The organism is Bacillus sp. AY3-1, from assembly GCF_008368785.1.
GTDB lineage: Bacteria > Bacillota > Bacilli > Bacillales > Bacillaceae_G > Bacillus_A > Bacillus_A wiedmannii.
Window position 1 is genome coordinate 1 of record NZ_QORZ01000023.1, and the last position, 25,846, is coordinate 25,846.

Genomic DNA, 25,846 nt, shown 5'->3' on the forward strand with positions numbered 1-25,846 from the left:
TAAACCAGTTGGACCTGTTACTCCCGGTGATCCTGTTAAACCAGTTGGACCTGTTACTCCCGGTGATCCCGTTAAACCAGTTGGACCTGTTACTCCCGGTGATCCTGTTAAACCAGTCGCACCTGTTACTCCCGGTGATCCCGCTAAACCGGTCGGGCCTGTTACTCCCGGTGATCCTGTTAAACCAGTTGGACCCGTCGGACCGGTCATTCCCGTTGGGCCCGTTGGAATATAAATTGGGGGAAGAACTGGAAACGTAGGTCCAATGTTTTCAGGTTCTATCATAGCTTTATTTATTGATAATTTATTTTCTCGCTTCACTTTAATACCTCGTTCCACATTTTTGTTTACTACTTAACAAAATAATACATCTATCATTTTAGAAGAATTTCATAACTACTTTTTTCATTCTCAAATGATTTTTACATATAGTAAACTTTTTACCGTTGCTATAACTAGTAGTATTAATATAATAAAATGATAGTTCCATTTCAAAATACTAAATCGGTTACGTTCTAATTTAAAAATGAGGTGATTTATATTCAAGATAAGAATGAAAAAATGAAAAAAGAACTATTATCACTGGCTCTTGAAATTATTCTTCCATACAGACTGACAGGTCCTACTGGGCCCACAGGTATTACCGGTCCTACAGGCATTACTGGACCCACAGGCATTACTGGACCTACAGGCATTACTGGACCCACGGGTATTACTGGACCCATTATTACAACAAACTCTATGTTCGCTAATAATACATTAGGTGGTCCCATCTCAGTCATATTAGGTGGAACTAATATTCCACTTTCTAATAACCAAAGTCTCGGTAATTTTGCAGTGAACGCTACAAATGATATATATACAATTCCTGTTACTGGAAGATATTATTTAACCTATCAAATTAATACAGCAACTTCTCTACTTGCTGGTACAAGGCTACTATTAAACTTTTCGACTCCACTTCCCGGATCTATTTTTTCACCCGCAATATCAACTTCAAACTATAATAATAATTTAATAATCAATTTAATTGCTGGTAATACAATTTCCCTTCAAATATTCGGCGTATTATCCATAGTTAATTTAGTTGGAGGTGGTTCAACAGGTGCCTCTTTAACAATTATACGAATCGATTAATAAATGATTCATTCTTTTTTATAATAAACATTCTTAGCTGCTAAAGTAGTAACTATTACGTCATTCCTAAAGCTAAGAATATTTCAATAATTTCACGACAATGATTAAGCAATAAAAACAATTTGTACTATATTCATAGTAATAACCATCTATACTAAATTTTCCGTATATACATTATCAATTTACACTTCTCCCTGCCAATGTTACATTGAATAAGAAGACAGTTTCTCAAATGCGAACCATCTCAATACGTTTTTGAGAAACATACTCCAATCCTATACGCGAGAGCAATACTATGTCGACACTCAAACGAGTGTCTTTTTTTATGAATTTTAAAAAATAAAACCATCTCTTATAGATGGTTTATCAACACACATTTCTTTATATTCTTGATGCAATGGTAAGTTTATGCAGCCGGATAATAAATGGTCATACTTAACCGAGTTAGCGTACTTCCGGAATTATAATAAAAGTGCGGTCTATCCGCCTTAAAGCGAATTGCATCTCCGCTATTTAATGTATATTGACAATCATTTATTTCAATTATCAATTCCCCTTCAAACACCGTTATAAATTCTTCGGTCCCTTCTTTATGGCCTTCCGAACTTAATTTTCCTTCTGTTTCAATTTCAACCGTATAGATTTCAAAGTTCCTATCATCTTGAAAAGGAAAAGAAGGATACACTTTATATCTCCCATTGTCTTCTGATAATACTTGAACATCATTTCGTAAAACAACTTTCGTATCTGGTTGCGGGTTATTGATTAAAGAAGTAAAAGACACTTTCAAACCATTAGCAATTTTCCATATCGTTGTTAATGTTGGACTTGACTCCCCTCGTTCAATTTGTCCAATCATCGTTTTACTCACACCTGTTAATTGCGAGACCTTTTCCAAACTCATTTTTTCTTTCTCTCGTATTGTTTTTAAATTTTTCGCCAAAATAAGTTGAATTTCTTCCATAAGAAACACTCCTACACTATATACAATATAACGACCATTATGTATAATAAAAAGCACACGTTATATTGTTCTTTTCGGTCATTATAACACACACTAATTAATTAGGGGGTTTTGAAATGCCTATATTTTCTTTTTTGTTATTTGTTTTTATAAGTAGCTTCACACCCGGTCCTAACAATTTTTTAGCTATGACATACGCTAATCAACATGGTTTAAAAAGGAGTATGCAATTTTGTTTTGGAGTAGCTTTCGGGTTTTTCATCCTCACTTCCTTATGTAGCTTCTTTAATATTGTACTAATTAATATCCTACCCATAATCGAATTCCCTTTAAAAATTTTAGGTGTAGCATATATGCTATATTTAGCTTTTAAAATACTCACTAGTAAAACTAGTACAGATCCCGATGAAAAACATAATAAAAACTTATTTACAGTGGGGATTTTTCTTCAGTTTGTTAACCCTAAAGGGATACTATTCGGCCTGACTGTAGTGTCAACTTTTATTCTCCCTTACTATAATTCATATTCAAGTTTTCTACTCTTCTCATTATTTCTAGGTGTAGTCGGGTTAATGAGTACATTTAGTTGGAGCTTATTTGGTTCCATGTTCCAAAAACTTTTATTAAAACATACTAAATCTTTTAACATCATTATGGCCGTTTTATTAGTTTTTAGTGCTTTTTCAATTGTAGTCAATTAAATTCAAATACTAAATTTTTTTGATAGTATATTTTAAAAATATAGCTGAGCTGCCCAATGAATCCTCCGCTCCATACATCACTTATTTAGTTTTAGGGCGGTGTCTTGTATATATTCTTATTCATTCTGATAAAAATTTAAAAAAGAGGATTACTCATTAAAAGTTATCCTCTTTTTGGCGCCAATTATTTTTTAAACGTACTGTTCCTCAAATTAAACTCTTTACTTAACTTCATACCACCAACCTTTACGATCAAGCCAACCTGTCATACCATTTAATTGCGTATCTGATGTTGGATCGGAAATAAAATATGTTAATCCATCAGGCTTTAAAATAAATTTAGCTGTCATTTTAACTGAATTTAAAGCTTGCATAGCTTCAGGAACTTCATACGGTGAGAAAGCGCCTGATTGGATAATATTTTGTTTTGATGGCGGAGTTGTCCCACCAGATTGCCCCGTTAACGCATAAACAATTGAATTTGCAATCTTATCTGGATTCCATTTTGACATATCTGCTTCATTATCGATAAATCCAAGTTCAATTAAGATTGCAGGTGCTTTCGTATTCGCTAATACATAAAGGTCTTTTCGCTCTTTCGCGCCACGATTTGACCAGCCAATATCTTTTGAAAGTTGCGCTGCTATCTTTGCTGATAAAGCTTGTTGGTCATAATACAGTACTTCAACACCATTAGCATTCGTATCATATGAGTTTAAATGAAATGAAACTACTAAGTCTACATCATGTGAGTTTGTTTTAGATACAATGTTATTTAAATTTTGCGCTTGTGTTATCCCTACTTCATCAGTATCATCATAAACTGTATGCCCTAATGCTCTTAATTTAGCAACAACTGCATCCTTAACTTGGCGATCCATAATATGTTCTTTCCGATTCCCATAATTTGCACCCTGTACAATAGTGACCTCCATGTAAACTATATCTAGCCATTGTTCAACATCCCCTTTTTTATTAATATATTCAAAGCTCGTCTTATTGTCCGGTCAAATATCCAGTACAACACTTGCAAATAATAAATAGGGTGCTAATCTATTTTTTAAATAAAGAAATCCAAAATAATACTTTAAATTGTGGCATCCACTTTTTTATCGTTCATTTTAAAATCTTTTTATAATAATCCAGAAAAATACGCTATAATAGAAGTTATTGTTCTTTAGGAGGGGTTTAATGGCTGATAAGTATAAATTTTTAATTCTCGTTGTTACAGCATTTTTTTCTTTCTTTTCCTTAATAAAAGATTTCCGTAACATTTCAAAAAGTTTCTTTTGGGAATCTTTGCAATCCTAACAAGCTTTATATTATTAACGCACGCTTTAGAATTAACTCCAATACTTCTCCATTCAGCTCAGATGGCTCTTGAGATTATTACAATACCACGTAAATTATTTCTTCCCCCTGTCACTGAAGTTGCTAGTTTTTGCTAACAATTCGTGTATCTAAAAAAATTCAAGTCTATATTTCTAATTATCTTTATAAATATAAAAGTGCGGTTTCTCCTTTCTAGAGAAACCGCACTATATCAAATATTCTTATTAAATTTTAAACTGACTCGTATACAGATCAAAGTAAAACCCTCTATCTTCCATAAGAGATTCATGATTCCCTCTTTCCAAAATACTTCCATCTTTTATAACAAGGATTTGATCTGCTTTCTCAATCGTTTTCAGTCGATGAGCGATTACAAAACTTGTTCGACCTTTCATTAAATTATTTAGTCCTTCTTGAATTTGCAATTCTGTTCTCGTATCAATATTTGATGTTGCTTCGTCGAGAATTAATATATCTGCATCTGCTAAAATCGCCCGCGCAATCGCAAGAAGTTGTTTTTGTCCTTGACTTAAATTCGATCCTTCTGAAGCAATTTTTGTTTCATATTGATTCGGTAAATGTTTAATAAAAGAATGTGCAGATGCTGCCTTAGCTGCATTGATTACTTCATCATCACTAGCATCTAATCGACCATAACGAATATTATCCATAATCGTCCCAGCAAATAAGTACGTATCTTGTAAAACTACTCCTATTTTACTCCGCAACGAATTAATATCATAATCTTTTATATCTTTTCCATCGATATGAATTTGCCCTTGCTGTATATCGTAAAAGCGAGTTAGCAAATTAATGATTGTTGTTTTGCCCGATCCAGTTGGACCAACTAAAGCAATTGTCTCCCCTGGCTGTGCCTTAAGACTCACTTCTTTTAAAATCGTTTTATTTTCCTCATAACCAAATGAAACATTCTCGAGTGCAACATGCCCTTGTAAATTTTGTACAATGCATGCATCTTTTTTATTTTGAATTTCTGGTACTTCATCCATAATTTCAAAGACACGTTCTCCACCAGCAACTGCCGCTTGAATTGTATTCATTAAAGTTGCGAATTGACTTAGTGGTCTTGAGAATTGACGAGAATAATTAATAAAAGCCGCAATGACACCTACTGTTGTCATTCCATTTAAAACCATAACTGAACCAGTCCCAATTACAAGCCCCATACCTAAGTTATTTATAAAGTTCATACTTGGAAAAATAAAAGCTGAAAATGTATCCGCCTTCGTAGCAGACATTCTGAGTTGTTCATTAATTTTATTAAAATTTTGTACGGTTTCTTTTTCTTTCCCGTATAACGTTGTAACATCCGCTCCAGTTATAGCTTCCTCAATAAAACCATTTAATTCTCCTAAATCTTTTTGACGCTTTGCAAAGTTTTTACCACTATAAGCAACTAGTTTTTTTGTAACGAAAAACATAATAGGTACTGTAATTAAAGTAACAATTGCTAAAATCCAATCTAATGCGAACATCGCAATTGTTACACCTATAAAGGTTAATGCTGATGAAATAATTTGTACAACACTTTGCGTCAACGCTTGATTCAAATTATCTATATCATTTGTAACACGGCTCATTAAATCCCCTTGAGAACGTACATCAAAGAACCGTAAAGAAAGCGTTTGGATTTTCTCAAAAATATCTTGTCGTATTTTTTGTATTGTTTTTAATGCAACGTTAACCATGACAAATGTTTGTAGCCAAGTTAACAATACTGTTACACCGTAAATCGCGATAAGTAACAAACACATTCTCGCCGTACCGCTTAAATCTTTCGGTACAATATATTGATCGATAATTACTCCCATTAAATAAGGACCTAATAACCCAAGTAACGTCGTAACAAATACTAAAAATATAACGAACGTAAGAGCAGCCTTTTGATACCCCATATAGTTCCATACTCGCAATACAGTTCCTTTAGTGTTTCTAGCTTCACCCATTTTAGGCACGTTACGCCCACCTTTATTAGCAAATTGCCCTTGAAAATTACGCATGTTCTTTCCCACCTTCTTTATGTAAATTGCCACCTTGGGAAAGATAGATTTCTTGATATACCTCACATCGTTCTAACAATTCTTCATGTGTACCATCACCAACTAATTCACCGTTATCTAAAACGAGAATTTTATCAGCATCTATTATAGATGAGATTTTAGAGGCGATTAATAATGTTGTTGTTCCTTTATATTCTGTTCTTAATGCCGATTGAATGTTAGATTCTGATTTCGCATCAACTGCTGATGTAGAATCATCTAATATAAGAATGGATGGCTTTCTCACAAGTGCCCTTGCAATTGATACACGTTGTTTTTGTCCACCTGATAAATTCGTCGCACCTTGTGTTAAATGATATTGATATGAATCTTCCAACTTGTTAATAAACTCAGTCGCACAAGCTGATGAAGCCGCTACTTCCAGTTCGTCATTCGTTGCATCTTCTTTACCATAACGTAAGTTCTCTTCTATGCTACCTGAAAACAATAATGCCTTTTGAGGTACAAACCCGATTGAAGCACGAAGTTTTTGTAAATCGTATGCTCTAACATTTATTCCATCAATGCATACTTCCCCTTGATCAACATCGTATAAACGCGGTAACAGTTTTGCTAAAGTAGATTTACCACTTCCTGTAGAACCGATAATTCCTACTTTTTCACCTTTACATATGTTAAATGAAATATCTTTTAAAACATATTCATTATTTTTCGTGTAACTATAACTAACATTTTTAAAGTCAATTTGTCCCTCGATTTGCTTAGGTGCAACCGCATTTGTTTCCGTCGTAATATCAACTTCAGTATTTAAAACTTGCCGTACACGATCCGCAGATGGAAATGCTCGCGCGATTTGCATAAATACCATACTTATAGACATAAGTGACATTAAAATAATATTCAAATAGTTTATAAACGCTAAAATAGCTCCTACTTGAAGCGTTCCATCAAATACTTTTTCTCCACCAATCCATAATGTTGCGACAATCCCGCCGCTTACAACTAACATAATGATTGGCATCATTATGGAAATAAGCTGCACCGCTCGAATATTTATCTTTGTTAAATTTGTATTAACATTTCCAAACTGAGTAATTTCATATTTTTGTCTTACATACGCTTTAATAACACGTACTCCAGATAAATTTTCTTGTAGCTTTGTATTCACTTTATCTAATGCTTCTTGCACTTTTTTGAACGTTCCGCTCGCTTTACTTGCAATGAATATAATCGCAAGTAATAAAATTGGAACAACTACAAGTAATATAGGAAATAACTCGCGTGCTGTTACAAAAACAATTATTATACTTCCGATAAATAACAAAGGACCACGAACAAGTACACGTAATGTCATCGTCATCGCCGATTGAATAGAAGTAATATCATTTGTCACAATCGTTAATAATTTCCCAGTTCCAAATGAATCACGATTTTCACTAGAAAATGTTTCTACTTTCGCAAATACATCTTTTCGTATGTCTGTAGCGAAATTAACAGCTGCTTTTGTAGAATACATCATACACCCAAGTCCTCCAACTAAACCGAGTGCTGCAGCTCCTATCATAAGAAGCCCCATTTTTATTACATAATTCAAATCACGATTTGCTATCCCAACATCAATAATATGTTGCATAATAGTCGGTTGAATTAAGTCCATCGCAACCTCAAGTACCATAAATAGTGGTCCAATAATCGCGAAGAACATGTATGGTTTTAAATAATGTAATAATTTGCGAAATGATTTCATACTTAATCTCCTTTTTCCTATGAAATTACCATTTAATAATTCATACCCTCCTTACTTAACCCATATAATTTTTGATTTTTCCAGTACTTCTATTATATTATGCAAATTAATATTTAACATTATTAAATGATAAGCATTAATGACTTTCCGGTCAATAAATGTGCTTTATATTACGCAAATAGAAAAAACGTATTCTTAAGTAGAAAGAATACGGTTTTTCATCTATATCTCTTCAATTGTAAAATCTAAAAACTCAGTCTCAAATCCATTGTTTTTAGAAGGACTACACGTGTAAAAACCTATTTTAACAGGCGCATTCCCTATATCCTCCATCAAATGAGCAATTCTTATTTGTTCCCATTGACAGCTATTTTTTACATATATTATATAATCGCCACGTTTACGAACAATTCGAAAATGAAGTTGTTGGGTAGCTAATTCTGTTGGAAAGTCTTGTGTTGACCAATCAGAATATCCATTATTCGTTACGACAGCTCCTAAATGAGAAGGGCCATCTGGAATATACTCTAATGAAGTTTTCAACCAACACTTTTCCGAAATCATAACAAAAAGACCTGCTTGATCGTATTTTGAATTTGGATCCATACACAATTGAACTTCAGCTTGAAAGTCTGTCATCATTTCATTATAAAATACATGACCATTCATTACTTCAAAACCATAATGTGTTTTAAGCCAGAAATCTGTTTCTGCTTTCGAACGGACAATAAACGACCGGTTGTCATTAATTTTATAATATTCAGGGACATTCATTATAGTGAGCTGCTCAACATGTTTAGGTATATACGATATATTCATAGTTCCTCCATAATAAAGCCTTTATACAAACCTTTAAAACTCCGCTAATACAGGGAATTTATAACCTTTAAAATCTAACTCTTTATTACTTCGAACCATTAAATACTTATTAGACTGTAATTCTGTAAATTGTACATCCTCAATCCCTAATTGATCTGGTGAGAAGTAAAATTCGATTTCTGTAAATCTTTCAGCGATTTCTCCGCATATTTCATCTAAAACTGGAATTACTGGTGCAAATACTCCATATAATTTCAACTTTTCATTATCTACTTCATACACAATTAGAGCATCTAGTTTCTCTGAATAATACAATTTCTCATTCCATCCCGAATCATACATATTCAAATAAAACGAAGGACGGAAGTTTAATGTTGAAAAATTATTTGAAAGTCTTTGGCTACTATCAATAGTTTCATGTATTAACTTTCTATCCTCTTCCATATAATAATCTAACTTTCTAAGTAAGGAGTCATTATTATTCTTTTTATCATATAGAATAGTCATCAAATACTCCTGCACAACTTTAAACCCAAATGATGCATATAGTTCAGGTTTTTCCGTAAATAATAATGTACATTCACATTTCTTATCAATTTCTTCTATCATTTTACTTATTAATTGTGTCATGAGTCCTTGTCTACGAAAATCAGGGTGAGTCATTACCGTTTGAATGCCGGCTGCATTTATTCTTTCACCATTTACTAGCAATGGTAGCGAAAATACCGCAACATTTGCAATCGCTTTATCGTCATGTAAAAATGATAAAGCTTTGTATGTATCATCCCAATAACCTCTTTCTGAAAAATCATTCAATGTTTGAATTGTAATTCCAAACACTTCTTCAAATAAAGGAAATAACTTCTCTCTTTTCGGTTCTTCTAAAAGAAATTTTTCAAAAATTTCAACATTCCCCATGTTGTCCCTCCATACGTTAATTCCATCAAATTAGATTTAGTTATATAACCTGCTCTTAATGTAATAGGTCTTACCAATCAATATACTATCATAAAATATAAAAAAAGAGTCTAATTAATTTTATGTTTTGACTATTCGAAAGTAAGTCGAATAAAACAATATTAAGATTTTTGAATATTAATAAGTTTATTATATAAAAATAGTGCTTTCTACTTCGTTTTTACTCATAGAAATGCACCATTTATAAAAAATATTTTTTATTATTTTTTTCCTTCTAGTCTCTCCCTCGTATTAATTTCTTCTCCTCTCATTCGCTTTTCAAATGTATTTCTCCAACTTGTAGAAAGTGCATGTACTTCTAAGATCCTTTTTAGGCCTTCCATATTTTGTTTTTCCTTATGCATAATACGATTAGCAAATGCTACTGTAACACCTTTTGGATCAGACTTAATTAACTTTAACGTATCAACAGGTGATACCCATCCTTCTTTTAATACACGAAAATAAAATCCTGTATATCCTGTTTCTTGAAAATAAAGTGGTAACTTTGGAATATTGTATTTCTTAGCTAATTTAAAACAAGGTTGTCTTGGCTGTGTTACTTGTACAATTGCTTCTCCAATTTGAAATGTATCACCAATACAAACATCCTCTTCACACAGACAATTAATTGTTATATTTTCTCCGAATGCTCCATATACAAGGGCTTGATTCAACTCTTTTTCCCAGTATCTATAATGTTCTCCAGAATACACACAAACTGCTTTATCTACTCCACCATGATGAACTAAGTCCGCTTGCCCATCTCCATTAAATTTTAAAAAGGATAAAAACACCGGTTCCCTTACTTGCTTCTTATTTATACCTGTATGAATTACCTTTCCGCCGTATGTAACCTCTTTTGGTAACCCTATATTTAAAGATAGTACCTCATATACTTTATTCATCTTAATCGCTCCTCTTACTTACCCCGCAATTTTTCAATAGATTAATTTATACTTTCAAACTCTCTGTCTATTTTTCATTTAAAATGACAAAAGATCAGCAAATGTAATAACCACTCAAATATCCTTGCTCCGATACTTATCTATCCTTACTTCAAAAACTTTTCAATCCCTCTCTAATAAAGTGATTATAAGCTCAACAAAATCATTGTTCAATCCAATTATTTATATAATAATGATAGGTATAACCTATCATTAAACTTGAGGTGATTCCAATCGAATTAAGACAACTTGAATATTTTTTAGCTGTTTCAAAAGAATTACATTTCACAAAAGCAGCTGAGAAACTAAATATTTCACAACCTTCTCTAAGTCAGCAAATACGTGCATTAGAACATGAAGTAGGAATGCCGCTTTTCGATCGCATTGGTAAAAAAATATCTTTAACTGATGCAGGAAGGATTTTATTATTACATAGTAAAACCATTTTTCATGAAGTCGAACAAGCTCGTTCTGCAATTCAAGATCTAAACGGATTACAGCAAGGTTCCTTAACAATAGGCTCTTTGTTAACCGTCGTAAATTATTTACTACCACCAGCTATATTAAATTTTAATCATTCATATCCCAATATAGAGCTTTCTGTATTAGGGCTTCGTACAGGAGATATTCGTGAAAAATTATTACAAAACGAACTAGATATTGGCATTACATTTCTCCCGGTGCAAGATAAGGAGATTATTTCTATCCCTCTTTACAAAAGTGAACTTACATTAGTCGTACCAACCGATCATCAATTAGCTGAACGTAATCATGTATCTATTGCTGAATTACAGAACTACCCTTTAATTCTTTTACCTAAAAATTTCTTTTTAACCGAACTAATTACATCTCATTGTCAAAAATTTAACTTTAAACCAAAACCAATTTTAGAAATTAGTACGATGGAATCTTTAATCCAAATGGTTTCAAAAGGAATGGGAATTACAGTGTTACCAAAACCGTATATAGACTTTTTACAAAATAAAAACATTCAAGCAATTAAAATAGAAAATCCTACCCCAACAATAGAAATTGGGCTTATTTATAGAAAAGATAAATATATGTGTGCTGCAACTCGAGAATTTATTGAACAACTAAAAAGAACAGTACGTTCTTTACAAAGCTAAACGAACAAAAGCGATTATCCTATAAAACCGTTTCACAACGCTCTAGTAGAATAATCTCTTTTCAAAACAAAATACAACATAACTTTTAAACTCAAATAAATTTCAATGTACCTTTTTAGATATTGGAATATATTTCGTAAAATATGCCCCCACTAGTAATAAAACAATTGAAATTAACCAAATAAAAATACCGCCAAAGTTAAACCAATATGCAAGCAAATTTAAGATTGCTAGTGTAAAGAAACAAATTGAAGTTAACGCACTCTTCAATCCTTTTACCCCTGCTTTTTTTCTTTTTTCATAAGTAATATACATTGAAACGGCAACAAATAAGATAAGAACAATCGGTAACATTACTTTTAGCAATGGCAATCCCTCCCGTATATACACCTTACTATTACCATTTTATCTCATTTATTCTTCTTGAATCAATTAATAGCATTCTTCTCTCCAAAAGTCAGTATACGTTTTATTATTAAATTTCACATTTACCTGAGAAAATGAAAGACTTCCTCCAACTTTCAATGAGTACCAGTCGTTGAATAGTGGAGATCCGAAGCAAATATTCATTGTACGATTATGCAAATCAAATAAGACAGAATGCAAAGTTCCAAACCATTCTTCATAATTATGTACTGTCAGCCCAGTAGGATACTCTCTTTCTACTAATTCTTTTAAAGAATCCATGCTCACTTGTTCATTTCGTTTTAAATGTTCATACAATGTGTAATATCTGTTTGTAGATTGTTCTAATCTTCTATTATTCAATTTTTGAACAGATAAACTAATCGCATGATTTGTTGATACGATAAAATTTTGGTTTTCCTCATCAATTGTGGTTATTGATTTAAAACCGTCAAATATTTCAATACGTGCTGCGTCTAAAGGATCTGCTACAATTAGATTAATATTACTTGCAATTGGCATTTCATCAACTAGTGATATCGCCTCCTGCACATTTTTACATTTCTCCAATAATACTCGAATTACCGCAAAGCATTGTAAACCACTTAACACTGGCTTTCGTAAGCCTTCAATATTTCCTACTGGTTGACCACATGCTGAAAATGTAACAGATAACCCATGCTCGTTAACTCCTTCTGTTCGACCGAAATAAAAAGTAGAAAAGCCACTATGCACATATGCACCTTCAACATGTGTTGAGCAAAAACGCATATCATCTATTTTTGGTGACAAATCATAATTTCTTAAAACATATGTGTGCTTTGAATCTGTCTTTTTAGGTAATACGACACAATGACTACATCCTGCTTTTAATAGTGTTTGATAATAATACATCAGATTTCTAGCAGGAATTTTCAACACTTCACAAAACCCTTCAATTTCTTCATTAATTCCTGGACAATATTGATTTAATATATTTCTAGATTCTGTCCAATAATTATCTGATACTAAATGTTCTTGCTGTATAAATTGTGGAATGAGATACGGATGATTTTTCACAAACTCCCCTTGTTGCTTTCCAATATCATAATGACTTCCTTTTAATGATGAAAAGTACCCCTTTACTTGGTACATCTAAATCCCCCCTTACATTTAATTTATCCATATCATACCAAATGAATTTTATTCATTCTTGATGTTTTTTACTGTCTTTCAAATCAAATTTGGCTGGAATAAAGAAAACAATTATAAAATAAAAATTAGGAAACTGTAATCATTAACAGTTTCCTAATTTACCTATACTATATTATCCCCTCTTCCACCAACGTTTCTGCAATTTGAACCGAGTTCCAAGCGGCCCCTTTTAATAAATTATCGGAAACAATCCAAAGATGGAATCCTTTTGGTGTATCAGGGTCTTTTCTAATTCTCCCGACAAATGTATCTATTTTCCCTTCTGCATATAATGGCATTGGGTACAGCTGTTCACTAGGATTATCTTGCAGTACAACACCTGGTGCATCCAGCAACACTTCTCTTATTTCTGCAACAGTTGCTTCTTTTTCAAGTTCTATATAAACCGATTCTGAGTGCCCGGATACGACCGGAACACGCACACAAGTAGCTGCCATTTTCAAGTTTTGGTCCTCCAAAATTTTCTTCGTTTCTTGAATCATTTTTACTTCTTCAAATGTAAAATCATGATCTGTGAATATACCTACTTGCGGAAGTACATTAAACGCAATTGGATAATGTTTTTTATCTTTTTTCGCTGGCAATATAGTACTCTTTACTTCTTCACCTATAAGCATAGACTCAGCCTGTTCTTTTAATTCATGAATCGCGTGAATTCCAGATCCTGATACAGCTTGATACGTTGAAACTATAATTCGTTCTATACCAAATGATTTTCGTATTGGCTGAAGAGCCGTTACCATCTGTAATGCTGAACAATTCGGAACTGCTATGATACCGTTATGCTCCTTTAAAGTGTGCGCATTTACTTCTGGAACAACGAGCGGTACATCGTGCGCCATTCGGTATTCACTTATGTTATCAATTACGATGGCACCACTAGTGACTGCGTGATTAACAAATTGTCTAGACACTTCTCCTCCAGCGCTAAAAAAGGCAATATCAACACCTTCAAAACTAGTTGTTTTTGCCTCTTGTATAATTATCTCTCGTCCTTTAAATTGTACTACCTTACCAGCGGATCGTTTTGACGAAAGCAATGTAACTTCAACTATATTAAACTTCATTTCATTTTCTAACAGTTCAATAATTTTCTGCCCTACTGCACCTGTAGCCCCAACTACAGCTACATGATAGCCCTTTTTGATCATCTTTTCTCCTCCAATATCACTTGAATGAATATTTCTACAATTTCATTTTATAAAGGATTTAATCATTTGGAAAATTGAAATACGTGATATAATCATTCACAAATCATGATAATAAAAGAGGGATTGCTTATGGAAATGAGACATGTTAAAACATTTTGTGCGATTGTTAAGTATGGTGGTTTTTCTAAAGCTGCTCATGCGTTAGGTTATGCGCAATCTACTGTGACAGCGCATATAAAAGCATTAGAAAACGATTTACGTCTCCCTCTATTCGATCGATTAGGAAAAAAAGTACTTCTTACAAAAGCAGGTCATCAATTTCATCCTTATGCCCTAGAATTACTAGCTATTTATGAAAAAGCGCAAGAAATCCCTCAAAATAGTGATGATTTAAAGGGAACCTTAAGTATTACGTCTAACGAATCATTAGCAGTGTACCGATTACCACAATTGTTACGTACTTACAAACAGGAAAATCCGAAAGTAAATATCGTACTGGAAACAACTACAAACGAACAAGCAATGAATAAGCTGCGTGAAGGAGAAACAGATGTTATTTTCATAATCGGGGAAAGTATGGAACATAATGATTTTATTACACGTACTTTTTGTAATGAAGCATTTGGATGGATTTTACCTACACATTACTCAACACACTCTAATCCATTTTGTTTACTAAACAATACCCAATTTATCTTTACAGAACAAAGCTGTGGCTATAGACCGATGGTAGATCGTTTTTTACGTCAAAGCGGGAATATTCCAGCTAAAACATTTGAAACTTCCAACGTTGAAGTCATTAAACAATCTGTGATGTGTGAGTTAGGAATTTCAATTCTTCCTTACATCGTTGTACAAGAAAGTTGCGAAAAAGAGCAACTCTGTTTTCAGCCTATCGAAACTCCAGCAGTTATTCAAAGCCATGTAATTTATCATAAATCTAGATGGATTTCACCCGTTTTACAATCGTTTCTTTCCTTACTAGAGCGGGACTAAAAGGTGCACAAAAAAAAGAGTAACTGCCTAATAAGCACTTACTCTCTTCCAATAGTATCTTATTTATTAGTCTGTCCCCCATCTGCAATTAATTTACTGCCTGAATAAGTACCTTTTTGCATAAACAATTGATTAATTAACTCTTTTTGTTCTGCTTCTGACATTACTCCTTTTCCTTCACCTAAATTTCCGCTTTGTAATTTCCAAATCTTGTTGTGATCCGCATTCATCTTTTCATATTTTCCTTGTTGCCATCTCTCTAAAATATCTGCATATGTATTTCCTTGTACTAGGTCATTACTCTTTACAATATCAAGTAAACTTTCAATACGTTCTTGTGTGATAAAAATATAGCCCCACTTTTGATCAGCCTTCGTTTTTTGATGTGCCATTTCATGTAATGCTGTCTGTATGTTTTCATCTGTCCACTTAAAATTTTTATTAAAACCACTATTCGGTAATGAATGATTACCATTTTCTAAAAGCTTTGCATCTTCAGCTTTTACATTACTATCAGCTAGTACTTCTGCTGCCGGAGCAGCTGGTGATGCCTTTTTCGCAGCTGGTTTACTATTATTTAGATAATACAGCATACCATATGTTACACCTACGCCAATTACCGCCATACCAGCTATAATACCTATTATTTTAAAAAATGTTTTCATCTTGCCTGTTTCCTCCCACATATCCCATTTCGTATTTTCTATTTCTTGAACCATATATATATTTCCTTATATTATATTTCTTTTCTTTGTAAATTGAAAGATTATTCCGTCAAAATACCCGTCTTTTTCAAATGCAGATCCATCTCTAAGCATTTCGTTTTAATTTTATAAAAATATATGCTAGCCTACATATAAAGGAGATGAATAAATATGAGTTTATTGTATAGCGGTTTAACTTTTTTAAACTTTGACGATACATATTTATTACAAAATAAACTTCATTCTTATTCACATGAAGATATTGATTTTAGTCATTTAGAGCACGCAAACCTGTATTGCGAGACTCCTTCTTTAAAGCGAATAAAACGGGAGTTATATCGTAGAAAGCAAAGAGGAATCACCTTTATCGGTTCTGGAAATTATCATTATGTATCTTATTTGCTACTAAAAGAAATAGATGAACCATTTAGCCTTATTTTATTTGATCATCACACTGACATGAACTTAAAAGAAGAAAATGAACATACTCTTATTTCTTGCGGTTCATGGGTATCATTCGCACTTCAAAATAACCCGAAATTAAAGAAAGTAATTATTATCGGACCTTCTTCTTTAACCATTCATTCTAATGATTATTCATGCGTAGAAGTATTCCCGATAGATACAACTTATGAAGTATCTACACATACGATACTTTCGCATATTCATACAGATACTATATATGTAAGCATTGATAAAGATGTTTTAGATTCAAAAGTAACTATTACAAATTGGGATCAAGGACATATGAAACTTTCTACACTATTAAAATGTTTACATTCTCTTATTAGGAATAAAAATGTTTATGGTATCGACATTTGTGGTGAACTACCGGTTTATCCTTCTCAGCTCTTTCTAGCTAAATATGCAAATGCTATTAAGAAAAATGAAAAAGCGAACTTACAAATTTTAAAATCAATATATAATACATAAAAAAACAACGAGTACCTTATAAGGCACTCGTTGTTTTTATGCACGATGTTCTTTTAACCACTTCGTAATCGCATCTAACCTTGAAACATCAAAACGGCTCTCTTCAGACACATTTAAACAGTTTAAACTTTTCACAATTTCTAACTCATTCGATTTTACACTTTTCGCATCAATCATTTTGCAGTACCCGTCTGTAACGGTATTTAAATTTTCATAATAACGTTGAAACGATTTTGATATATGTAAATGTTTTTCAAAGTTTCTTCTTCTTTTTGTCTCGTCAGATTCTTTCCGTTTTCTAAGTTCTTCATCATTCGTATATAAATAAAAATATTGATCAGGAAAACCAATTTCCTTATTGATCAGCTTTTCTTTATAAAAGTTTTCTATTAAAGATAATGGCTGATTAAATATATCAAAATGGAAACACCAATTATAACTAAGTGGCTGATAAATATCACCATCAAGTATTACTAATTCATATTGCTCTGACTTCTGCACTGCTATTTTCCAACGCTCTACTTGTTTTTCAAAATACCATGTTCTATGTTCGTTTTTTGGTCTTTCAAATAAAAAATTCACTTCAGGTATAATATAAGCACCATGATTTTTTTCTAATTCACGAGACGTGCTGCTCTTACCAACCGCACTCGCTCCCTCAAACGCTATAATCCCCATAGTTTCTCCCACTTTCATTAACTTAAATCTCGTTGTTTCTCTTTTCTACCCCATAACTGTCTCCATAAAACAATTGAAGCGATAGAAAGCATGATTGTTGTGATAATTATACTAAGGCTCAATTCAATATAAAGCAAACAAAAAGCCCGTTGTTGCGGCCTTTTCTCTATTTCAAGTTATTTCCTTCAATAAGCCTGTGCATATTATTGATTTCAATCATAGCATCATTAGTGTGTTTTACAAGGTCAGTCAGTAGTGTTGTGATTGTCCCGTGATTACGCTGAAATTCAAAGATTAAATCCTCAGGCTCTTCAATTTTCTTCATTATGTCCAAGTAAGCATTTGACCTTTTCAATTTTTTGAATCTGTTCTGTCATAAGTTCTCGCTTTCTTTACTATTAAATCCATTGTATAATAAAAAATTGTCTATACAAATCAATATGCAAATAAAGCTTATAAAAAAGAATTGAAAGATATTCGAGTGATTTTATTTTCTGAATTAAATCCTTGAATCTAAAACTCCTTTCTATTATTGGCACCGACTATTTTTTAAATTAAATCCTAATTGATTGAGAAGAACGAGAAATCGACAGAAATAAAAATAATTTCAACGTAACTTCCAAATTTCAGGGAATCCCTTTTTTTGTTTTGCTATAATAATTTCTATGGGTGTACAGCTCGCTACTTTGAAACTCCTGATAAGTTTATAGAGTAAATACTGGAACAATTTCACAATTTTATAAGACTTATCAAGCGGTAGGAATGGCGTTTCTTTTCGCTTTTTGAGTGGGTTAGAAAGATTAAATAACAAAGACTACAGAATAAGAAAAAGCTGTGCATGAATTTATTTAACTACATAGATTATAATAATTTTAGGAAAAATCACCAACAAAAAACTCAACAAATGTAAAATACATTTTACAAAACAACATAAAAAAGCCACCCTTAAGGTGGCATAATGAACTCAGCTATTAGCTCAAAAATACTTATTCAAATATTTTATTCAATGAGCATTTTGAAACATCGACAAAATTCCCCTTTGAATCTAGCAACCTAACAATAATATGCGTCGGAAAATCATCTTTATTCAAATCAAAACTTATTTGATAATCAGATTCTTTAAATTGATTCCCATCAATTTTAATTCCTTCATTCTTTAATTCTTGCACAATAGCATCATTTACTATATATCCCCAAAAATTTAGGTTTGATGTTCTCTGCATTAACAAAAATGGTACGGTTGACGGATACCATTTTTCAACATATAAACCCTTATTTGCTGTGAAAGATTCATACATTTCATTAAAAAGATTATTTACTCCACTAGTATTTGAGAAGCGGATGCCAATTAAATCAAAAAGTTCTTTTGCAATATCGACCTTGTGGGAATTTATATAGTTTTCCAGTTTTTGATTTTTTAATACTCCTTTTTCTTGAGTGAAAATCTGTTGCCAACCTCCCGCGTTTCCTGAATATCCTATACAATTTTTATAATCAGGATCGAATGGAAGACCATCCTTCAGGGAAGTATGTTTAGCGTACATAGCGCGAGTGGCATTAGAGCAAGAATTATTATTTGCTCCATTTGTAATGCTCACAACACTTCCACAAAATTCACAACAAGCATATTTGCTTCCTTTTTGGTAATAAGGAAATTCTTTATTTGTTATATTTTCAAATTCAGTTACTGAATGTGGTTTATCATTGTTCTCTTTTGATTCATTTATCTTATAGAACTTCTTCATTAATCCGTTCCCTCCAGTATTTTTATTAAGTTAGTAAAATTATACAATGAATTTCCTCATAATACTTAAAATATGGCTCTTCGTTAGTTTCTGTGGAAGAAAAATTGAATAAAGGCAGCTACACCAACTAAAATTACATTAGATATTGAAAGAATTGTAATACCTGGATTTAGCAATTGAAGAAAACCAAATAAAAAGGACGTGACAAAAATCCCAAGAAAAATGTTCTCAGTTTAGCATAAACCAAAATTAGGAATAATATATAAATAAAAGAGATGTCTTTGTGTCTTTTCCAATTTTCTCTATCTCGTTGCACACTGGTATTACCAGCACTTGCTATTTCCCACCATTTGTTGTAAGATAGTAATTAAGGTCAATTTAACACCATATTTCCTTTGCATATTATCAAGTATCAATCAGGATTATTTTGTACTCCTTATGGGTGTTTGATAATATGTGAACTTTTATTTTTCATTCAAATAAGGCCGATCATATTGTAATCTTTTTAAATTTTAGGAGGCATTACCATGACATTAACAGGTAAAGTAAAATGGTTTAACAGCGAAAAAGGTTTCGGTTTCATCGAAGTTGCAGACGGTAACGACGTATTCGTTCACTTCTCAGCTATCACTGGCGACGGCTTCAAATCTCTTGACGAAGGTCAAGAAGTTAGCTTCGAAGTTGAAGACGGTAACCGTGGACCTCAAGCTAAAAACGTTGTAAAGCTATAATTCAAACAATAAAAAGGTTGTTACCAGCTCGGTTAACAACCTTTTTAATATATAACTAAAATTTTTTACATAAAAGGAGTGGTTATATGTATCGCAATCGAAAGAACGATGTAGCTGAAGTACCACCAGAACAAACCCCTGTCTGGGAATGTGAATCAGAGGATTGTTTAGGATGGATGAGAAAGAATTTTTCATTTGAAGAAGAGCCTAAATGCCCTTTATGTAAAAGTAGCATGAAAAGCGGAGAACGTTTATTACCTAAAATAGGTTAATTTTTACTTAACCCCTCTTTTATAAGAGGGGTTTTTTATTATAAATTTATATCCTCTACATCCGTTCGTACTATAGAATACAATAGTGCATCATGTTGCTTATTTCCTTGATGAATATATCCACGTAATAACCCTTCCTTATGAAAGCCTATTTTAGATAACATTTTACAAGAAGTAACATTTTCAGGGTATGTAATAGCTCCAATTCTAAATAAGCCTAAATCTCGAAATCCATAATGAATAATTTCTCGAGCCGCTTCTGACGCATAACCATTCCCCCAATAACGAGGATGTAAGTCATATCCAATTTCAGATCGTTTACTCCATAGTTGTAAATTATTTAATCCAATTGTACCCACTAAAGTATTTGTTTCTTTTAATACAATCCCCCATCGTATTGCCTTTTTCTCAAAGTAATTTTTTGAAAAAGATTCAATCATACGTGAAGCTTGTCCAAACTCCGTAAAAGAATTCATACCGTAATAACACGTTACTTCATCCAATGAAAAGATTTCATATATTTTTTGACAATAAGATTGTTCTATTTCAACTAAACGCAAACGTTCTGTTTCTAATATAGGAAACGCCACAGGATCACTCCTTTCTTTCTACTCATTCATTATAGCAGAAAAAGTATTTATAATTAGGAAAGTCCTCAATGTCCCATTTATCAAATATTTCTAGAGAAGCTTATCCTCTTAATTCAATACGAACTAAAAATAACCCTTCTTGCTTTTGCATGATTAGAAAAAATAAAGAGGTGATCAAAATACTATGATTACCTCTTTATGCTCTATTTATTTGCAACTAATGCCCAAGAGCTGTTGGTCTCCAGTTTACACTTAAAAAACCAGTTTCTCTAAGTAGTGTATCTAACTCATTAACAAAAGGATAAAATCACATTCCCTGCTCTTACCTTTATTTATAAAAATTAATTGTATTATTTTTATTTTCACCACTCCGTCTTATAATTTCGATTCCATGCTCACTTTTCCCTTTTAAAACAAACCCCTGTTCCATACATTTATGGTAAAATGTAGTTAACGTTATATTTTTCTGTGGAGGTGTAAATGTTCTATGTATATATTCATCGGCTTATCCCTCTTACTCATATTACTCATATTTTTATTTGCAAAAAAGTTCGCCCCAAATTCATTCATGATGACTAGTTTTAAAGGTAATAGCTTTATGACATTTTCAATCGGCATGTTAATCGCTTCCACTCTTTCGCTTTCATATGGAATCTATCACGCAGCAACCTATCAACCTAAACATTTAGATATCACATTACAAAATCAAAACTTTACTGTTTTCGGTAATGTCGGAGAGCTTGGATATTTCTCAGAAGTATTACTAAAGAAAGATACAGAAGTTGAACTACATTTTGCCTCTTGGGAAGTAATGCAATTAAATAATCCAGAAATAATAGTTAACTATCCTTCGGGTAAACAGGAAACATGGAAACCGAACATAACATCACTTCCAGCCAATAAATTAAAAGAGAAACATGGCATAAAAGAGCTTTATCAACTCTCATCATATTCATTTAAAGAATCTGGGAACATAACATTAACGATTACTGAGAATCATACAACTAATAAAAAAATCTCAATTCAAGTGAAATAAATAAAACGTCCCTCTAATATACTGGAGGGACATTTTATTTATTTATTTATTTTTTTATGTATTCTATGTTAGTTTGACGATTCATTTAATGTTGCAATTATTTCATTTGCAATGTTCTTTCCATTTCCAATACACGCACCAATTCCGACACCGTAATATGAGGCTCCAGCTAAGTATACATTAGGATAAAGATCCGTCATTTTTTCTTGTAATATTTGAACAGCTTGATTATGTTCTAAATGATATTTCGGCATTAAATCTTTCCAATTTGTAACTTCAACTACTTCTGGTTCGCCTTTAATTCCGAGACTCTTTTCAATATCATATAAAGCGACTTGTACCAATTCTTCTTCACTATAATTTTTAATCGTTTCATATACTGGATTTGTACTCTTATAAAACATTCTTACTAATAGCTTTTGTTTTCCCGATGTATGCTTCCACTTCCGGCTTGTCCATGTACACGCATTACAATGTAAATCACTGTTTTCCGTTACGATAAATCCTGTGCCGTCCGCCGGTAATTGTTCATCAAGTATATCAAATCCTAAGTAAATACTTATAAGAGATGAGTTTTTAAATGTATGAAACTGCTCGTTTAACTCATTAGACTGTAATAAAGTTTGTGCGATATCATGCGGAGCTGCTAAAACAACATAATCAGCTTGGATTGATTCATGATTTGCAAAGGAGATTTCATAGCGATCACCTTGTTTCCTTACAGCAGTCGTTACAGCGCCTTTCTTAACGACTGTCTCAGTCAGCATTTCTTCTAAACGATCAATAATCGTAGATAGTCCACCTTTAAATGATACGAACTTTTTGTTTCCTGCTGATTGAAACTGTTTTTTATTCTCTTCAAAACCTTTAATAATACTTCCATATTTATTTTTATAATCCAGTAAATACGGTAATGTCGATGCCATAGTAAGTTCATTCAATTTACCGGAATATACTCCTGAAAGCACCGGAGCAATTTGTCTTTCCACTAACTCTTTCCCTAAAAAGCTTTCTAAAAATACAGCAAGCGAAGTATCTTTTGTAAACTCTTTATTTTTCGTTATGAAATCTTTTAAAGCTACAATTTTCCCTTTCGTTGATACTAGCGTACTGCTAAACAAAGACTCGACACTCATCGGTATCCCAAATATAGTGTCAGAAGGAATTGGATGTAAAGTATTATTAGAATATATGTAAGAAATACCCGTTTCGTTATACACCATTTCTTCTTCTAAATTTAAATCTTTTACAAGCGGCATAACATATTCATTACGAGCAACGATAGAATCCGCTCCTGATTCCATAATAAAATCCTTTTCTTCTACACTATGGATTTTACCACCTAAGTACTCTTCTTTTTCTACAAGGATTAAATTTAAATCGATATTATTATCCTTTTTTAATTTTTCTAAATAAAACATAGTAGAAAGTCCCGTTATACCTCCACCGATAACAACAACTGTTTTCATATGTGCTGCGCTCCTAACCGATACAATTAATAATTCCTTTATTATTATACCCAAAAGTCCTTATATTCGACTAGCAGCTTGTGCATTCTGTAAGAAATTAGACAATATATTCGAATATATTTCTGGTTGATCGTTATGCACTAAATGACCAGCAAACGGAATAACAGCAATGTGAATATTATCGTTTAATTGTTTGAACGTTGTAGTAGCTGTAACTTCATCTTCTGCATCTCCCCCAGCAATACAAAGTGTAGGTATTTGAAGATTAGCTACATCACCTGTTTCATCAAATGGGTACCAATCTTTAACTTGCCACGATTCAAGTAATGCTTTCCAATCACTTTTTTCATGAATTTGATTCATATACGTTACAACTTCTTCATTTTCCATCAATTCCTGATGACACTTTGCTTCATACTCTTGAGACTCCTCCCAATTTTCTCTCTTAACCGGAAAGATACCTGAAAAAGTTAATGTTCTCACTTTATCTTGATATTTTTTTGCAAATAATAAAGCGACTAATCCTCCTAGTGAAACACCAGCTATATGACATCTATCAATTTGTAAATGCACTAACGTATCATGTAAATCCTTTACAGATCGTAGGAAATAATTCTCCAACGTCCCCCCTGATCTTCCATGTCCTCTTAAATCAGGACGAATGATTTGATAGTTTTTTTCTCGAAAAAATGCTACCTGCTCTTCATACTCTACTAAACCTGTCATACCACCAGAGTGTAAAAGCATAATTGGTTCCCCTTCGCCTGAAATGTGCGTATGTAATATCATATATCTCCCTCCTTCAAAACAGAATATTCCATCTATTATCAGTATATAGAATATACATCTGAATTTCCAAATAAAAAAGAACTATAACATTTTCAAATCATGCCATAGTTCTTTTTATTTTAAAAACATAAAGTAATTAATCAATTTGTCTATTTCTTGACTTAATGCCAATACTTTTTCATGTTGAATTCCGTAATCCGATACTAAATATAAAAGTTCTTCTTTCTTTATTTCAATGACTTTTTCCAATTTCACTAATTCCATGTCGTTTTACTTCTCTCTCCAATACTAAAATATATGTATTTTAGTATAGCCTATTTACATAATTAGTAAAAGTAAAATAAGCATGTAAAATCTTACAAATAAAAAAATAATATACTATCAACAAAAAATTTTAAATTTAACCCTTTATACAGATCATTAGACTTCATTATGTATTAATAACAAATCGGAATTTCTCTAATGTAATATCTTTATATTCTGGAGCTCTCTTTATATGATCAAAATAACTATATGAGAATTTAAAAACATGCCCGAAATCCCAATCAAACGCACTATAGTCTTTTAGCCAAAATTGATTTTCTGTTGGTAATACATAAGCACGTTTTGATTCGATTAAAGGTAAACGATCTATAGGTGAGTGCAAGTTAATTCCAGTATTCGGCATAAGATATTGACTAGCACGTAACACGTATACTAGTTTTAACAGTGGACGTATCCCTCGTTGGAATATATCTCTATGCCCTAAATCATACATAATATTAATTGCATGAGAAAAAGTAAGTAAATGACCAATTAAATCATGATGCGCTTCCGCTCTATAAATAATATTAAATTGCGAGAGCTCCTTTAAAATAAACTTAGATAATTGTTTCGGATTTTTGAATTCACTTTCTATCTCATCGTTTATACTTAATTGTTTTACTTCCTTCGTCGTAAAACCAATCCACGATCTACCAGGAATTGTTTTTCGAAACGATAATATAAGGTTAGTAATCCCTTCAATTGCTTGATTATTCCCCCATTTTTGTAACTCTTTCATAGCTAATAAACTTAATGCAGCATAAATGACATTATGCCCCACCCAATGAAGTTCATCAATTGTATGCTCCATTGATTTTATAATCAGTTTTTCAGCACTTTGAAAATCAATTTCTTTTTTACTATCGATGATTTCACCTAAGTTTTGATTGTTCAACATCATTTTTGTTTGAGAATACATACTACGATTTATCTCTTCTTCCATATTGTTATCTTTCATAAAAAAATAACTAGCAATTGCAGCTGCTCCGAAATGCGCATGCCAAATATCATTTGTTTGTTTTTTACACTGAGAAATAATTGAAAGACCCTCTCTTAAAACAGTTTTATTTTCCCCCTATTTTTCCCCCGTAATAAAAA

At 32.3% G+C, this 25,846-nt stretch carries 26 protein-coding genes and 3 pseudogenes; 9 read left to right on the forward strand and 20 right to left on the reverse strand.

Translation table 11 applies throughout. The features are described 5' to 3' along the window. On the reverse strand, positions 1 to 321 hold a 321-nt coding region (locus DN389_RS23080; protein WP_304488173.1), incomplete at its 3' end, for an exosporium leader peptide-containing protein. A gap of 210 nt (positions 322 to 531) precedes the next feature. Here DN389_RS23080 and DN389_RS23085 point away from each other — a divergent pair. Further along, positions 532 to 1,137, forward strand: coding sequence for a BclA C-terminal domain-containing protein (locus DN389_RS23085; RefSeq protein ID WP_098802076.1), 606 nt, complete (start codon positions 532 to 534; stop codon positions 1,135 to 1,137). Positions 1,138 to 1,543: 406 nt separating this feature from the next. On the opposite strand, the gene DN389_RS23090 is transcribed toward DN389_RS23085, so the two are convergent. Beyond that, positions 1,544 to 2,158 carry a helix-turn-helix domain-containing protein gene (locus DN389_RS23090; RefSeq protein WP_098191277.1) on the reverse strand — a complete coding sequence of 205 codons (615 nt, stop codon included), beginning with the start codon at positions 2,156 to 2,158 and terminating at the stop codon, positions 1,544 to 1,546. A 59-nt stretch (positions 2,159 to 2,217) separates the two neighbouring features. On the opposite strand from DN389_RS23090, the gene DN389_RS23095 reads away from it, so the two are divergent. Further along, positions 2,218 to 2,802, forward strand: coding sequence for a LysE family transporter (locus DN389_RS23095; protein ID WP_098802075.1), 585 nt, complete (start codon positions 2,218 to 2,220; stop codon positions 2,800 to 2,802). Positions 2,803 to 3,023: 221 nt separating this feature from the next. On the opposite strand, the pseudogene DN389_RS23100 reads toward DN389_RS23095, so the two are convergent. Further along, positions 3,024 to 3,756, reverse strand: a pseudogene (locus tag DN389_RS23100) (N-acetylmuramoyl-L-alanine amidase). A 237-nt stretch (positions 3,757 to 3,993) separates the two neighbouring features. On the opposite strand from DN389_RS23100, the pseudogene DN389_RS23105 reads away from it, so the two are divergent. Continuing rightward, positions 3,994 to 4,250, forward strand: a pseudogene (locus tag DN389_RS23105) (hypothetical protein). 108 nt (positions 4,251 to 4,358) lie between these two features. Here DN389_RS23105 and DN389_RS23110 read toward each other — a convergent pair. The 5 genes from DN389_RS23110 to DN389_RS23130 form a co-directional block, all read right to left on the reverse strand. Further along, positions 4,359 to 6,155, reverse strand: a complete 1,797-nt coding sequence (locus DN389_RS23110) for an ABC transporter ATP-binding protein (protein ID WP_098191275.1) — start codon at positions 6,153 to 6,155, stop codon at positions 4,359 to 4,361. After that, positions 6,148 to 7,902, reverse strand: a complete 1,755-nt coding sequence (locus DN389_RS23115) for an ABC transporter ATP-binding protein (RefSeq protein ID WP_149237653.1) — start codon at positions 7,900 to 7,902, stop codon at positions 6,148 to 6,150. The genes DN389_RS23110 and DN389_RS23115 overlap by 8 nt, the downstream gene beginning before the upstream one ends. A gap of 222 nt (positions 7,903 to 8,124) precedes the next feature. Next, on the reverse strand, positions 8,125 to 8,721 hold the full coding sequence (locus DN389_RS23120; RefSeq protein ID WP_001027689.1) for a DUF1349 domain-containing protein: 597 nt from the start codon (positions 8,719 to 8,721) through the stop codon (positions 8,125 to 8,127). A gap of 33 nt (positions 8,722 to 8,754) precedes the next feature. Continuing rightward, positions 8,755 to 9,639 (reverse strand): GNAT family N-acetyltransferase, encoded by an 885-nt coding sequence (locus DN389_RS23125; RefSeq protein ID WP_098191273.1) that lies wholly within the window; start codon positions 9,637 to 9,639, stop codon positions 8,755 to 8,757. A 260-nt stretch (positions 9,640 to 9,899) separates the two neighbouring features. Further along, positions 9,900 to 10,586, reverse strand: a complete 687-nt coding sequence (locus tag DN389_RS23130) for an MOSC domain-containing protein (RefSeq protein ID WP_001045580.1) — start codon at positions 10,584 to 10,586, stop codon at positions 9,900 to 9,902. Between the two features lie 263 nt (positions 10,587 to 10,849). Here DN389_RS23130 and DN389_RS23135 point away from each other — a divergent pair, with 263 nt between their 5' ends. Continuing rightward, the gene (locus DN389_RS23135) at positions 10,850 to 11,752 is read left to right on the forward strand and encodes a LysR family transcriptional regulator (protein WP_088063342.1); all 903 of its coding nucleotides are present in this window, start codon (positions 10,850 to 10,852) and stop codon (positions 11,750 to 11,752) included. 102 nt (positions 11,753 to 11,854) lie between these two features. Here the strand turns inward: DN389_RS23135 and DN389_RS23140 are convergent, their stop codons facing one another. From DN389_RS23140 to DN389_RS23150, 3 genes are all read right to left on the reverse strand, one after another. After that, complete coding sequence (locus DN389_RS23140; protein WP_116867800.1) at positions 11,855 to 12,118, reverse strand: hypothetical protein; 264 nt, start codon at positions 12,116 to 12,118, stop codon at positions 11,855 to 11,857. A gap of 66 nt (positions 12,119 to 12,184) precedes the next feature. Beyond that, the gene (locus DN389_RS23145) at positions 12,185 to 13,291 is read right to left on the reverse strand and encodes a C45 family autoproteolytic acyltransferase/hydrolase (RefSeq protein WP_098802074.1); all 1,107 of its coding nucleotides are present in this window, start codon (positions 13,289 to 13,291) and stop codon (positions 12,185 to 12,187) included. Positions 13,292 to 13,458: 167 nt separating this feature from the next. Further along, positions 13,459 to 14,502: an aspartate-semialdehyde dehydrogenase gene (locus DN389_RS23150; RefSeq protein ID WP_098191271.1), complete on the reverse strand. Its 1,044-nt coding sequence runs from the start codon at positions 14,500 to 14,502 to the stop codon at positions 13,459 to 13,461. Positions 14,503 to 14,631: 129 nt separating this feature from the next. Here DN389_RS23150 and DN389_RS23155 point away from each other — a divergent pair, with 129 nt between their 5' ends. Further along, entirely contained in the window at positions 14,632 to 15,498 is an 867-nt protein-coding gene (locus DN389_RS23155; RefSeq protein WP_097916350.1) for a LysR family transcriptional regulator, read from the forward strand. A gap of 59 nt (positions 15,499 to 15,557) precedes the next feature. Here the strand turns inward: DN389_RS23155 and DN389_RS23160 are convergent, their stop codons facing one another. Further along, positions 15,558 to 16,184, reverse strand: coding sequence for a PRK06770 family protein (locus tag DN389_RS23160; protein ID WP_142343525.1), 627 nt, complete (start codon positions 16,182 to 16,184; stop codon positions 15,558 to 15,560). Positions 16,185 to 16,373: 189 nt separating this feature from the next. Between DN389_RS23160 and DN389_RS23165 the strand changes: the two genes are divergently transcribed. Continuing rightward, positions 16,374 to 17,135, forward strand: a complete 762-nt coding sequence (locus tag DN389_RS23165; RefSeq protein ID WP_060488740.1) for an arginase family protein — start codon at positions 16,374 to 16,376, stop codon at positions 17,133 to 17,135. A 36-nt stretch (positions 17,136 to 17,171) separates the two neighbouring features. Here DN389_RS23165 and DN389_RS23170 read toward each other — a convergent pair whose 3' ends face one another. The 3 genes and pseudogenes from DN389_RS23170 to DN389_RS29250 all read right to left on the reverse strand — a co-directional run. Next, entirely contained in the window at positions 17,172 to 17,813 is a 642-nt protein-coding gene (locus tag DN389_RS23170; protein ID WP_098085329.1) for a nucleoside/nucleotide kinase family protein, read from the reverse strand. A 986-nt stretch (positions 17,814 to 18,799) separates the two neighbouring features. Beyond that, entirely contained in the window at positions 18,800 to 19,558 is a 759-nt protein-coding gene (locus tag DN389_RS23180; RefSeq protein ID WP_098191270.1) for an NUDIX hydrolase, read from the reverse strand. A gap of 113 nt (positions 19,559 to 19,671) precedes the next feature. Continuing rightward, positions 19,672 to 19,782, reverse strand: a pseudogene (locus tag DN389_RS29250) (CPBP family intramembrane glutamic endopeptidase); the annotation flags it as partial. A gap of 303 nt (positions 19,783 to 20,085) precedes the next feature. On the opposite strand from DN389_RS29250, the gene cspD reads away from it, so the two are divergent. Next, complete coding sequence (gene cspD / locus DN389_RS23190; RefSeq protein WP_000176365.1) at positions 20,086 to 20,289, forward strand: cold-shock protein CspD; 204 nt, start codon at positions 20,086 to 20,088, stop codon at positions 20,287 to 20,289. Between the two features lie 86 nt (positions 20,290 to 20,375). Then, positions 20,376 to 20,561 carry a cold-shock protein gene (locus DN389_RS23195; protein ID WP_000286202.1) on the forward strand — a complete coding sequence of 62 codons (186 nt, stop codon included), beginning with the start codon at positions 20,376 to 20,378 and terminating at the stop codon, positions 20,559 to 20,561. 38 nt (positions 20,562 to 20,599) lie between these two features. Here DN389_RS23195 and DN389_RS23200 read toward each other — a convergent pair whose 3' ends face one another. Further along, entirely contained in the window at positions 20,600 to 21,151 is a 552-nt protein-coding gene (locus DN389_RS23200; protein ID WP_046954301.1) for a GNAT family N-acetyltransferase, read from the reverse strand. Between the two features lie 487 nt (positions 21,152 to 21,638). Here DN389_RS23200 and DN389_RS23210 point away from each other — a divergent pair, with 487 nt between their 5' ends. After that, a complete protein-coding gene (locus DN389_RS23210) occupies positions 21,639 to 22,187 on the forward strand; it encodes a hypothetical protein (RefSeq protein ID WP_088122100.1) in 549 nt (182 codons plus the stop codon). A gap of 68 nt (positions 22,188 to 22,255) precedes the next feature. Here the strand turns inward: DN389_RS23210 and DN389_RS23215 are convergent, their stop codons facing one another. The 4 genes from DN389_RS23215 to DN389_RS23230 form a co-directional block, all read right to left on the reverse strand. Then, the gene (locus DN389_RS23215; protein WP_149237654.1) at positions 22,256 to 23,656 is read right to left on the reverse strand and encodes a protoporphyrinogen oxidase; all 1,401 of its coding nucleotides are present in this window, start codon (positions 23,654 to 23,656) and stop codon (positions 22,256 to 22,258) included. A gap of 60 nt (positions 23,657 to 23,716) precedes the next feature. Beyond that, a complete protein-coding gene (locus DN389_RS23220; RefSeq protein WP_098802070.1) occupies positions 23,717 to 24,445 on the reverse strand; it encodes an alpha/beta fold hydrolase in 729 nt (242 codons plus the stop codon). A gap of 114 nt (positions 24,446 to 24,559) precedes the next feature. Then, positions 24,560 to 24,709: an aspartyl-phosphate phosphatase Spo0E family protein gene (locus DN389_RS23225; RefSeq protein ID WP_000424361.1), complete on the reverse strand. Its 150-nt coding sequence runs from the start codon at positions 24,707 to 24,709 to the stop codon at positions 24,560 to 24,562. A gap of 166 nt (positions 24,710 to 24,875) precedes the next feature. Continuing rightward, positions 24,876 to 25,787, reverse strand: a complete 912-nt coding sequence (locus DN389_RS23230) for a hypothetical protein (RefSeq protein ID WP_149237655.1) — start codon at positions 25,785 to 25,787, stop codon at positions 24,876 to 24,878. Positions 25,788 to 25,846 lie beyond the last annotated feature (59 nt).

Bases quoted from the DNA above. Each gene is read 5' to 3' on its own strand.
- DN389_RS23095 (WP_098802075.1), top strand. From the start codon at position 2,218: ATGCCTATATTTTCTTTTTTGTTATTTGTTTTTATAAGTAGCTTCACA.
- DN389_RS23110 (WP_098191275.1), bottom strand. From the start codon at position 6,155: ATGCGTAATTTTCAAGGGCAATTTGCTAATAAAGGTGGGCGTAACGTG.
- DN389_RS23115 (WP_149237653.1), bottom strand. From the start codon at position 7,902: ATGAAATCATTTCGCAAATTATTACATTATTTAAAACCATACATGTTC.
- DN389_RS23120 (WP_001027689.1), bottom strand. From the start codon at position 8,721: ATGAATATATCGTATATACCTAAACATGTTGAGCAGCTCACTATAATG.
- DN389_RS23125 (WP_098191273.1), bottom strand. From the start codon at position 9,639: ATGGGGAATGTTGAAATTTTTGAAAAATTTCTTTTAGAAGAACCGAAA.
- DN389_RS23130 (WP_001045580.1), bottom strand. From the start codon at position 10,586: ATGAATAAAGTATATGAGGTACTATCTTTAAATATAGGGTTACCAAAA.
- DN389_RS23145 (WP_098802074.1), bottom strand. From the start codon at position 13,291: ATGTACCAAGTAAAGGGGTACTTTTCATCATTAAAAGGAAGTCATTAT.
- DN389_RS23150 (WP_098191271.1), bottom strand. From the start codon at position 14,502: ATGATCAAAAAGGGCTATCATGTAGCTGTAGTTGGGGCTACAGGTGCA.
- DN389_RS23155 (WP_097916350.1), top strand. From the start codon at position 14,632: ATGGAAATGAGACATGTTAAAACATTTTGTGCGATTGTTAAGTATGGT.
- DN389_RS23160 (WP_142343525.1), bottom strand. From the start codon at position 16,184: ATGTGGGAGGAAACAGGCAAGATGAAAACATTTTTTAAAATAATAGGT.
- DN389_RS23165 (WP_060488740.1), top strand. From the start codon at position 16,374: ATGAGTTTATTGTATAGCGGTTTAACTTTTTTAAACTTTGACGATACA.
- DN389_RS23170 (WP_098085329.1), bottom strand. From the start codon at position 17,813: ATGGGGATTATAGCGTTTGAGGGAGCGAGTGCGGTTGGTAAGAGCAGC.
- DN389_RS23180 (WP_098191270.1), bottom strand. From the start codon at position 19,558: ATGAAGAAGTTCTATAAGATAAATGAATCAAAAGAGAACAATGATAAA.
- cspD (WP_000176365.1), top strand. From the start codon at position 20,086: ATGACATTAACAGGTAAAGTAAAATGGTTTAACAGCGAAAAAGGTTTC.
- DN389_RS23195 (WP_000286202.1), top strand. From the start codon at position 20,376: ATGTATCGCAATCGAAAGAACGATGTAGCTGAAGTACCACCAGAACAA.
- DN389_RS23210 (WP_088122100.1), top strand. From the start codon at position 21,639: ATGTATATATTCATCGGCTTATCCCTCTTACTCATATTACTCATATTT.
- DN389_RS23215 (WP_149237654.1), bottom strand. From the start codon at position 23,656: ATGAAAACAGTTGTTGTTATCGGTGGAGGTATAACGGGACTTTCTACT.
- DN389_RS23220 (WP_098802070.1), bottom strand. From the start codon at position 24,445: ATGATATTACATACGCACATTTCAGGCGAAGGGGAACCAATTATGCTT.
- DN389_RS23225 (WP_000424361.1), bottom strand. From the start codon at position 24,709: ATGGAATTAGTGAAATTGGAAAAAGTCATTGAAATAAAGAAAGAAGAA.